The sequence below is a fragment of the Dyella sp. SYSU CM1112 genome, assembly GCF_058216415.1.
In genome coordinates this window covers 1-269 of sequence record NZ_JBZEGI010000137.1, presented here as the reverse complement: position 1 = coordinate 269, position 269 = coordinate 1, and the positions used below count along the sequence as shown (strand labels likewise).

Annotated in this window: 1 protein-coding gene; it reads left to right on the top strand. The window is 58.0% G+C overall.

The window, feature by feature from the left end:
• Nucleotides 1–25: 25 nt before the first annotated feature.
• Nucleotides 26–269 (top strand): hypothetical protein (locus AC4HNJ_RS21955; protein WP_490481736.1); only part of this gene is annotated, 244 nt, incomplete at its 3' end.

Genomic DNA, 269 nt, shown 5'->3' with positions numbered 1-269 from the left:
TGCGCGGGCTCAAGGGGACAATTCGATGCATGCACGTTGGCAAGGGAGCTGCCTGTGGGTAGCGGCGTTGTTTGTGGTGGCCGGTTTGTGTCGCGCCCAGACTGCTTCGGTGACTCCGGACCAGGAATACCAGAAGCTGATCCAGGTCGATCAAAACATCGAGCCTCTGGGTGAGCATCCGTTCGGTGAGAACATCAACCTTTACGACGGTGCCGTCTCATTTGACGTTACCGACGTGAGCTTGCGTGGTAATGGCCCGACGATCACGG